Annotated in this window: 6 protein-coding genes and 4 pseudogenes; 5 read left to right on the forward strand and 5 right to left on the reverse strand. The window is 70.9% G+C overall.

Translation table 11 applies throughout. The annotated features are described in order from the left end of the window. Window positions 1-76: 76 nt before the first annotated feature. Together J7E89_RS34460 and J7E89_RS34465 are read right to left on the reverse strand one after the other, a co-directional pair. Window positions 77-913 carry a MurR/RpiR family transcriptional regulator gene (locus J7E89_RS34460; protein ID WP_214979407.1) on the reverse strand — a complete coding sequence of 279 codons (837 nt, stop codon included), beginning with the start codon at window positions 911-913 and terminating at the stop codon, window positions 77-79. A gap of 10 nt (window positions 914-923) precedes the next feature. Further along, window positions 924-2405 (reverse strand): aromatic amino acid ammonia-lyase, encoded by a 1482-nt coding sequence (locus tag J7E89_RS34465; RefSeq protein WP_214979409.1) that lies wholly within the window; start codon window positions 2403-2405, stop codon window positions 924-926. A 104-nt stretch (window positions 2406-2509) separates the two neighbouring features. On the opposite strand from J7E89_RS34465, the gene J7E89_RS34470 reads away from it, so the two are divergent. The 5 genes and pseudogenes from J7E89_RS34470 to J7E89_RS34490 all read left to right on the forward strand — a co-directional run. Continuing rightward, the gene (locus J7E89_RS34470; RefSeq protein ID WP_251061479.1) at window positions 2510-3664 is read left to right on the forward strand and encodes an ABC transporter ATP-binding protein; all 1155 of its coding nucleotides are present in this window, start codon (window positions 2510-2512) and stop codon (window positions 3662-3664) included. Then, entirely contained in the window at window positions 3661-4305 is a 645-nt protein-coding gene (locus tag J7E89_RS34475; RefSeq protein WP_214979411.1) for an ABC transporter permease, read from the forward strand. Before J7E89_RS34470 ends, J7E89_RS34475 begins: the two co-directional genes overlap by 4 nt. Before the next feature lie 3 nt (window positions 4306-4308). Continuing rightward, window positions 4309-4983 carry an ABC transporter permease gene (locus tag J7E89_RS34480; protein ID WP_214979413.1) on the forward strand — a complete coding sequence of 225 codons (675 nt, stop codon included), beginning with the start codon at window positions 4309-4311 and terminating at the stop codon, window positions 4981-4983. A gap of 31 nt (window positions 4984-5014) precedes the next feature. Next, window positions 5015-5335, forward strand: a pseudogene (locus J7E89_RS34485) (glycine betaine ABC transporter substrate-binding protein); the annotation flags it as partial. Beyond that, a pseudogene (locus J7E89_RS34490) lies at window positions 5323-6423 on the forward strand (cytosine permease); the annotation flags it as partial. The pseudogenes J7E89_RS34485 and J7E89_RS34490, both read left to right, overlap by 13 nt. A gap of 88 nt (window positions 6424-6511) precedes the next feature. Here J7E89_RS34490 and J7E89_RS34495 read toward each other — a convergent pair. The 3 genes and pseudogenes from J7E89_RS34495 to J7E89_RS34500 all read right to left on the reverse strand — a co-directional run. Beyond that, window positions 6512-7282 carry an NEW3 domain-containing protein gene (locus J7E89_RS34495; protein ID WP_308315697.1) on the reverse strand — a complete coding sequence of 257 codons (771 nt, stop codon included), beginning with the start codon at window positions 7280-7282 and terminating at the stop codon, window positions 6512-6514. Window positions 7283-7399: 117 nt separating this feature from the next. After that, window positions 7400-7693 (reverse strand): annotated as a pseudogene (locus J7E89_RS42530) (glycoside hydrolase family 95-like protein); the annotation flags it as partial. Window positions 7694-7775: 82 nt separating this feature from the next. Continuing rightward, window positions 7776-9698: pseudogene (locus tag J7E89_RS34500) on the reverse strand (glycoside hydrolase N-terminal domain-containing protein); the annotation flags it as partial. Between the last annotated feature and the right edge of the window lie 74 nt (window positions 9699-9772).

Consider the following 9772-nt stretch of genomic DNA (forward strand, 5'->3'; position numbering starts at 1 on the left):
GTGAACGGCTGACTCCTATGGAGCCCCTCTGCCGGGGAACAAGCCGCCCGCAGGGCCAAAGGCCGAGCACCAGGGGCTACTCCACGAACAGCCCCCGCGCCGCCGCCTTCGCGTCGAACTCCTCCAGTCGCGCCTGCGCGTCCGGCAGGTCGTCGCACATCGCCTCCAGCAGCACCCGCCCCAGCAGCATCGGCGCGCACGCCGTGTCGAAGGCCAGGCCCGTGCCGACCGCCGCCGGGATCAGCAGGTCGCTGTGCCCGGCCACCGGCGCGAAGGCGGAGTCGGCGACCGTCACCACCGTCAGCCCCTGCTCCCGCGCGTACGCCAGCGCGTCCACGACCTCGCGGGGATGGCGCGGCAGCGCGAAGCACAGCAGCGCGCTCGCACCCGCCCGCCGCGCCCCGTCGATGCGGTCGGCGAGCATCGAACCGCTCTCGTCGAGGAGGCGTACGTCGGGATGGACCTTCGCCGCGAAGTACGCGAAGCCACGCGCCTGGGAGGAGGCGGCACGAAGGCCCAGCACCGGCAGCGGGCTGGAAGCGGCCAGGATGCGGCCCGCCTCCTCGACCGGGCGGGGGTCGGCCAGCAGCTCCGCGAGGTGCTTGAGGTTCTCGATCTCCGCCAGGACCGCCTGCTGGTACTCGTTGTAGTCGTCCTCGCCCCGCGAGGGCTCCGTGGGCGCGACCTCCCGCAGGTGCTTGCGCAGGGCCGGGTAGCCGTCGAAGCCGAGCGCGACCGCGAAACGCGTGACGGACGGCTGGCTGACCCCGGCCAGCTCCGCGAGCTCGACGCTCGACAGGAACGGCACATCGGCGGCCTTGCGCACCATGCAGTGCGCGATACGCCGCTGGGTCGGCGTGAGCCGATGCCCGTCGAAGAGCTGCTGCAGACGTGCGGCAGGGCTGTCGCTCATGCCATCCCCCTCAAAGGTCCGTGAACTGGTCGAGCAGCGCGGCCGCCGCAGTCACATCATCTGTGAGCGGGCGGTCCACATGGTCAGAATCGAGCACCGCGTCAGCGAGCGCGAAGGCGCGGCCGACCGGCAGCTCCGGGCCGGGACGCAGCCCGCGCTGGCGCAACGCCCGTACGGCGGCGACGAGTTCGCAGCCCACGACGTGCCGGTACGCGCCACTCGCACGCAGCGCCTGGCGCGCGGCCAGCGACGCGAAACTGGCCTGCTCCTCCACGCCCCGCGAGAGTACGGCGTGGCCGAGCGACGCGGGGGCGGAGAGGGCGCGCAGGTCACCCAGGGCGGCCCCGGCGGCGTACTCCAGGATCATCACGCCCGAACTGGCCGGCTCACCGTCGGCGAGGAAGGGCCGCAGGCGCGTGAAGCCGGGCTCGTTGAGCGCGGAGAGGCGGGAGGTGGAGAGGCGCGCGGTCTGGGTGACCGCCAGCCTGAAGTGGTCCAGCGCCAGGGAGAGTTGGGCCATGTAGAAGCCGCCGTGGTGGTACGCCGCCGGGCTGTTGTTGGGCAAAGTCGTAGCGCAGATCAGGGGATTCTCGGCGGCCGCGTTGATCTCGACCGCCAGCGTGCGCTCCAGCAGGTCCGCCGCGTCCTGCGCCGGCCCGTGGATCTGCGGCAGACAGCGGAAGCCGTACGGGTCCTGGATGCGGCCCAGTGGTGGGGTGGGCCGCTCGGGCGCGCCGAGCAGGCGGCGCATGACGGCGGCGACGGCGTACGAGCCGGGGTGCGGGCGGGCCGCGTGGACGGGCTCGGCGTACGCCTCGTACGAGCCGTCGACCGCGAGGAGCGAGAGGGCGCCGACCACCTGGGTGGCGGTGATGAGGCGGCGCAGCTCGTCGAGGGCGAGCGCGGCCTGGCCCAGGGTGAGCGCGTTGCTGCTGATCATGGCGAGGGCGTCGTTGTTGTCGAGGGGCTGCGCCTCAGGCGGCGTACCGGCGCCCAGCCAGGGCTGCTCGCCGGCCAGGGCGAGGCCGACCTGGGAGAGGGCGGCGATGTCGCCCGTACCTACCGAGCCGTATTCGTTGACGACGGGGTACGCGCCCGACTCCAGCGCCTCGCACAGGGCCGTCACGACGGTGGGGCGCAGGCCCGCACCGCCCGCGAGCAGCTGATTCGCGCGGACGGCGAGCATCGCGCGTACTTCGCGGGCGGGCAGCGCGGCGCCGATCGCACCGGCATGGCTGCGCAGCAGACGCAGCCCGTGGTCTGCGGCGGCTTCGGTGGGGACGGCCTCGGAACGGTTGGCGCCGACGCCGGTGGAGCGGCCGTAGACGCGACCGGATGCGGCGAGCTCGCGGGCGGCGTGCCAGGAGACCTCGACGCGCTTCATGGCGTCGGTGCCGGGGACGGGGCGCGCGGCGCCGTCGGCGAGGCGTACGACGTCGGCGACGGGGAGGCTCTGTCCGTCCAGTACGACCACCATGTGGGACGACTTCATTCGCAAACGCCTCCTTTTCGGACAGCTCGTCTCGTCCACCGGTCGGCCGTAACCAGTGATTTACCTCAGAGCATTGACATCTATTCAGACACCAAGAACTCTGCATGACCATATACAGCCCCGGCAAGGGATGGCCGGTGATCAAATTTGACGCAGTGCACAAGCGGTTCCCGAACGGCACAACGGCGGTGGACGACCTGAACCTGGAGATGCCGGAAGGCGGCATCACGGTCCTGGTCGGCTCGTCCGGATGCGGCAAGACGACCACCCTCCGCATGATCAACCGCATGGTGGACCCGACGTCCGGCACCATCCGGGTCGCGGGCAAGGACATCCTCGAAGCGGACGCCGCCGAGCTGCGGCGCGGCATCGGGTACGTCATCCAGCAGTCCGGGCTCTTCCCCCATCGCACCGTCCTCGACAACATCGCCACGGTGCCGCTGCTGCTGGGCTGGGGCCGCAAGAAGGCGCGGGCCAGGGCCTCGGAGCTGCTGGAGACCGTCGGCCTCACCCCCGAGGCCGGCAAGCGCTACCCGCACCAGCTCTCCGGCGGCCAGCAGCAGCGCGTCGGTGTCGCGCGGGCGCTGGCGGCGGACCCGCCCGTACTGCTGATGGACGAGCCGTTCGGTGCGGTCGACCCTGTCGTACGCACGCAGCTTCAGGACGAGCTGCTGCGCCTCCAGCAGGAGCTGAGCAAGACCATCGTCTTCGTCACGCACGACATCGACGAAGCAGTACGCCTCGGCGACCGCATAGCCGTCTTCCGCACCGGCGGCCACCTCGTCCAGTGCGCCCCGCCCGCCGAGCTGCTGGCCCGCCCGGCCGACAGCTTCGTGGCCGACTTCCTCGGCGCCGAGCGCGGCGTGAAGCTGCTGTCGCTGACCTCCCTCGCCGGCGTACCGCAGGTCGCGGCGACGACGGTACGGGCCGACGAGAAGCCGGCGCGCGGCACGCAGGCCGCCTGGCAACTGGTCACCTCGCCCGAGGGCAAGCCGCTGGGCTGGCTTGACACGGCCGTCGCCCCAGCGTCCGGCACGGCGGGCGAGGCCGCGCTGGTGCCCGTACGACCGCTGTCCGACGCAGACTCCCTCCTGTCGGCGCTCAACGAGTCGGTGGCGTCGCCCAGCGGCCTGGTGGCGCGGGTGGACGCGGCCGGAGTCCTCACCGGTGTCAGCTCGCGCGAGGAGATCCACGACCGGGCGGGCACGGCCCACGCCACCGCGACCACTTCCGTCAATTCCGTCAGGCGCACCGCATGACCGTCGAGTGGGCGTGGATATCGGACCACGCGAGCGATCTCGCCGCCCTCACCGTCTCCCACCTCCAGGCCGCCCTCACCGCCGTGGCGCTCGGCCTGCTGATCTCGCTCCCGCTGGCCGTCGTCGCCCACCGCGTCCGGCCCCTGCGCGGGCTGCTGCTCGGCCTCTCCAACGTCCTGTTCACGATCCCGTCCATCGCGATCTTCGTGCTGCTGCTCCCGGTCACCGGCCTCACCCGCACCACCACCGTCGTCGGCCTGACGGTCTACACGCTGGTCGTGCTGCTCCGTAACACCGTCGAGGGCCTGGACGCCGTACCCGTGAAGGTCCGGGAGGCATCCAGGGCCATGGGCACCCGCCCTCTGCGCACCCTGCTCACCGTCGAGCTGCCGCTCGCGCTCCCGGTGATCATGGCGGGCGTACGCATCGCGACCGTCATGTCCATCTCCCTCGTCAGCGTCGCGACGTACATCGGGGACGGCGGACTCGGCCAGCTCTTCACCGACGGCTTCCAGCGCAACTTCCCCACCCCCGTAATCACCGGCGTCGCGCTCACCCTCCTGCTCGCGCTGGTCGCGGACGCGCTGCTGGTGGCGGTCCAGTACGTGCTCACCCCTTGGACACGGAAGCGCAGGGTCTGACCCATGTACGAACTCTTCTCGGACCTCGGCACCTGGCTGACCAGCGGCGAGCAGTGGGCAGGCCCCGACGGCATCGCGCACCGCCTCGCCGAGCACCTCCAGTACTCCCTCATCGCCACCTTCGTCGCCGCCGTGATCGCTCTGCCCGTCGGCCTCCTCATCGGCCACACCGGCCGGGGTGCCTTCCTGGCGATCAACCTCTCCTCGTTCGGCCGGGCGCTGCCCACCGTCGGCCTGGTGGTGCTCGTCTTCCTGGCGAGCGTCCTGTCCATGACCCCGGTGTACGTCGCGCTGGTCGCCCTCGCGGTCCCCGCCATCGTCACCAACACGTACGCGGGCATGACCGCCGTCGACGCGGACGTGAAGGACGCGGCCCGGGGCCAGGGCATGCGCGCCCACCAAGTCCTCTTCCACGTCGAGCTGCCGCTCGCCCTCCCCCTGATCATGACCGGCCTGCGCCTGGCCCTCATCCAGGTGGTGGCCACGGCCACCATCGCGGCGTACGTCAGCTTCGGCGGCCTGGGCCGGTACGTCTTCGACGGCCTCGCCCAGCGCGACCTCGTTCAGGTGCTGGGGGGCGCGGTGCTGGTCGCCGTCATCGCCGTCGTACTCGACCTGGCGCTTGCCGGACTCCAGCGCGCGCTCTTCCGCCACCGCCGTTCCGCCGCAGCCCACTGAGGAGATCCACCCCATGTCCCCCATGCCCCCCATGAACCGCAGGACCCTGCTCGGCGGCCTTTTCGCCGCCGCCACCATCCCCGCCCTCGCCGCGTGCAGCAGCGGCATCACCTCCCTCGAAGGCGAGGGCAGCGCCGGCGCCGGGGGTGGCGGCTCCAGCGCCGACGGCATCACCATCGGCACCGCCAACTTCACCGAGAACCAGATCCTCGGCTATCTATATGCCGCCGTACTCGGCGCGGCAGGGATCAAAACGACGGTCCGCCCGAACCTCGGCACCCGCGAAATCCTCATCCCCGCTCTCAAGGGCGGCGACATCGACCTGCTCCCCGAGTACCAGGGCGCGCTCCTGCGGGCCAGGCGGTCGGCGAGCTGACCCACCTCGGCGACACGGCGGGCATCGTGATCTTCGCGGCCGTCACCGCCGTGATGGCGGCCATCGGCTACCGCGTCATCCACGCGCTCGGGCGGGTGGCGAGCGTCATCTGCGCGCTGGCGTTCGTGTACCTGGGCGTGCGCCTGCTGGAGCGCATAGACCTGGGCGCGGTGCTGTCGGACCGCGCCGGCTTCGACCTCCCGATGTTCCTGCTGGCGGTGTCGCTGTCCGCGTCCTGGCAGCTCGCGTTCGGCCCGTACGTCGCCGACTACTCCCGCTACCTCCCGCGTACGACGAGCGGCCGCGCCACCTTCTGGTGGACGCTCGGCGGGACGGCGATCGGCTCGCAGTGGTCGATGACCTTCGGCGTACTGGTCGCGGCCACGGCCGGGGAGGCGTTCCTGGCCGGCCAGGTGAGTTACGTCGTGGCGCTCGGCGGCACCGGCCTGATCGCGTCGTTCCTCTACTTCGTGATCGCGCTCGGCAAGCTGACGATCAACGTGCTCAACACGTACGGCGGCTTCATGTCGATGGTGACCAGCATCAGCGGCTTCCGCGGCCGGCGGGTGCTCTCGCCGCGCGGCAGGGCGGCGTACATCGCGGCAATCATGCTGGCGGGCACGGCGGTGGCGCTCCTCGGCAAGGACACCTTCCTGACGTCCTTCAAGGACTTCTTGCTCTTCCTCCTGGCCTTCTTCACCCCATGGTCGGCGATCAACCTGGTCGACTACTACCTCATCTCGCGGGAGCGCTACGACATCCCGGCCCTGTCCGACCCGGACGGCCGTTACGGCGCGTGGCGCTGGGACGCCCTGACGGTGTACGGCGTGGGCATCCTCGTCCAGCTCCCCTTCCTGGTCACGCACTTCTACACCGGACCGCTGGTCGCGCCGCTGGGCGGCGCGGACATCTCGTGGGTGGTGGGCCTGGCCGTACCGGCGCTGCTGTACTGGCTGCTGGCGCGACGCGACACGTCCCACATCCCGGACCGGACTCTGGTCCCGCCGGGGGTGGAGGCGGCGGCGGAGGCGGAGACGGAGACGGAGGCGGTCCGGGCGGGGTGACTTGCGTCGGCGGGGCTGGCGGGGCTGGCTGCCGGATCAGCCGAGTCCGCAGGGTCAGCCGGGCTGCCGGGTCGGCCGGGCTGACGGGTCAGCCGATGAAGATGCCGCTGGCGCCGGCGTTCGCTCCGGTCACCTTCCTGAGCGTGATCGTGACCCGCCCCTTGACCGTCCACGCGACCCAGAACCCCTGGTCGAAGTGACCGGTGCGGAAGGTGTCGTACACCGTCCCGGCCGCATCGGACACGCTCACCTCCTCGTCGCGCGGGTGCCCGCCGGCCGCCCCGTCGCCGTCCACCAGATACAGAGCGACGCGCTTGGCCTTGGCGTTCGCACCCGTGTCGACGGTGAAGGAGACCGTGTCCCCGTACCAGGACGGCAGGATGCGCCGCCCGGCCTCGGTGGGGTGCTGGAGCGCGCGGGCCTCGGTGCTGTTGCCGTTCCAGGTCCAGGTGCCGCCGGCCTGCGCGGTGTCCAGTACGACGCCCTCGGGGTTCTTACGCCCGAAGCCGGGCAGCTCCCAGCCATCTCCGCCGTACACACCCTTCCAGTCCCCGCGCGTGGTGTCGTCCCGGACCCGCGCCCCGACCTCCGGCGGGTCGAAGACCAGCACCTTGCGCGTGGCCGAGACCGACCAGTCGGAGGTACGGGCGGTCGCGCGGACGGTGAACCGGCCCGCGCCGGCTGGAGGCGGAGTGAGCGTGAACTCAGCCGCTGCGGACTCGCCCGGCTTCAACGGCGGTACCTTCACCGTCGCGGGAGTGACCGCCCACCCAAGCCCCCCGTCAGGCAGGCCGAGCGAAAGCCGGGCGGTGGACAGGGTCTTGCCGCCGACGGCGCTCAGCGTCGCGGTCGCCGTCACGGCGGCGCCCGGTTCGAGGGTCCCGGGGAGTTCGACGGTCACCGCCGCCTGGGCGACGATCCGGTAGCGCTCGCCCGCGCGAGTCGGCAGGGTGAGCACCCCGTCCTGCACCGTGTGGGCGGCGGGCTTCGCGTCGCCCTCGTCCCCTCCTACCCCTCGTACGACGCGGAATGGGCCGGGGCTGGGACCCGCGAAGAGCGGACTGCGCAGCTTGGCGGTCACGCCGCTGCCCGACGCGATCCGGATCTCCGTGGCGGCGCCCTGCCGCCAGTCCACGCCGACGGTGAAGTCGCCACGGGCGCGCAGCCCGTCGTACGAACCCCGCTCGGCCCAGGAGGAGGGCAGGGCGGGCAGCACGTCGACGACGGCAGCCGCGTCCGCACCCACACCCACATCCACATCCACATCCACAACGTCGTGTGTGGCTCTGAAGCAGCATCTCGACGATCCCGGACGTGGCCCCGAAGTTGCCGTCGATCTGGAACGGCGGATGGGTGTCCCAAAGATTCGGCAGAGTAGAGGACTTCAACTGCTCGGCGAGCATTTTGGCGGCGTGGTCACCATCACGCAGCCGCGCCCAGAAGTTGATCTTCCAGGCCTTCGGCCACCCGGTGCCACCGTCGCCACGCGCCGTGAGCGACACGCGCGCGGCGTCGGCGTACGCCGAACCTGCCTCGATCTGGCGTCCCGGGTGCAGCGCGAAGAGGTGGGAGACGTGCCGGTGGGTGTTGGTACGACTGTCGAGGTCGGTCTTCCACTCCTGGAGCTGTCCCCATGAGCCGATGCGCAGTCCGGGGTCGAGGCGGGTCAGGGCGTCCTTGACCTTTGTACAAAACTCCTTATCGAAACCGAAACCGGAACCGGAACCCGAACCGAGGACTTCGCTCGCCTCGACGACATTCACCAGCAGGTCGTGCACGATCTGCTGGGATATGGAGGCGCCTGCGGTGAAGTCGCCGTGCTCGGGCGAGTAGCTGGGCGACACGACGAGCTTGCCGTCGCGCGGGTCGGTGTGGAGGTTCGCCAGCCAGAACCCGGCGGCCTCTCTCATCGCGGGATAGGCGTGCTCCCGCAGGAAGTCCCTGTCCCGGCTGAAGAGGTAGCGCTCGTACAGCTGCTGGACGAGCCAGCCGTTGGCCTCCGGCATCCAGAAAGAGGTGGACCAGTCGTGTACGCCGGTGTAGCCGAACGGGTTGGTGTTCTGATGCACCACCCACCCGCTGTCCGTACCGAACATCGACTGCGCGGTGCGGCGCCCCGGCGCCCGGAGGTCGTCGATGAAGTCGTGGTAGGGCCGAGCGGTTTCGGCGAGGTTGGCGGGCTCGGCGGGCCAGTAGTTCATCTGGACGTTGATGTTGGTGTGGTAGTCGGCGTTCCAGGGCGGGGTGTTGGAGTTGTTCCAGACGCCCTGGAGGTTGGCGGGGAGGGAGCCGGGCCGTGAGGAGGCGATGAGCAGGTAGCGCCCGTACGCGAAGAAGAGCGCTTCCAGCGCACGGTCGGCGGACGAGGCACCACCGGTGTAGGAACTGAGCAACTGGTCGGTGGGCACTTCGGCATGCTGCCCAATGTCCAGCCGTACTCGGTCGAACAGAGCGCGGTGGTCGGCCACGTGGACCTTCCGCAGCTCGCTGTACGACTGCTCCACGGCCCGGTCGACGGCAGCGGTGACACGCGCGTGTGGATCGTCGCCCCGGTAGCGCGGATAGGTGGCGCCGGCGGCGTAGTCCGTCCCGGCGCAGAAAACGAACGTGGCACTGTCCGCGCCGGTGACGGTGATCCGTCCGTTGCCACCATCGGTACGAGTTCCGCCGGAGGTGAGGACCTGCGCTTGCCCTTCGTACCGCAGCCCGTTGTCGGCGAGGGCGCCACGGATGAGGAGCCGACCGTCCTTCGCGGTCACGGAGGCGCCGGCCTGCGCGCTTTCGAAGCTCAGCGTGAACGACACTTTGCCCGGCTGGTCGGTGAAGACGCGTCCGGCGATGACGCCGGCGGGGTGGCTGGCGAAGTACTCGCGGGTGAAGCGGGTTTGGCCGTCGCTGTACGAGACGGTGGCGACGGCGTCGGCTATGTCGAGGCCGCGGCGGTAGCCGACGGGCGAGGTGGGGGCGCCGGACATGTCGAAGAAGAGATCGCCGAAGTTCTGGTAGTCGCCGAAGCCGGGGACTTTGCCGACGGTCGCGTACGTCGGATTCCCGAGCCGCCGGGACACTTCGTCGGGGTCCATCGCCCCCTTCTCGTCGATGATCTTCTGTACGTCGGCGATGACCCCGGGCCGCGGCTGCGGCCAGCTGCCGTGGTCGTAACCCTCTTTGCTGCCGGGGCCGTCGGTCCACAAGGACTTCTCGTTGAGCTGGAGCCGGTCCTGGGCCACACCACCGAAGACCTTGGCACCCATGGCGCCATTTCCGATGGGCAGGGCTTCCCGCTCCCAGCTGGTGGCGGGCTTGTCGTACCAGAGGAGGGCGGGGGCGTTCGGTTGGGGGCTGGGGG

This window comes from Streptomyces sp. ISL-100 (assembly GCF_018614615.1).
GTDB lineage: Bacteria > Actinomycetota > Actinomycetes > Streptomycetales > Streptomycetaceae > Streptomyces.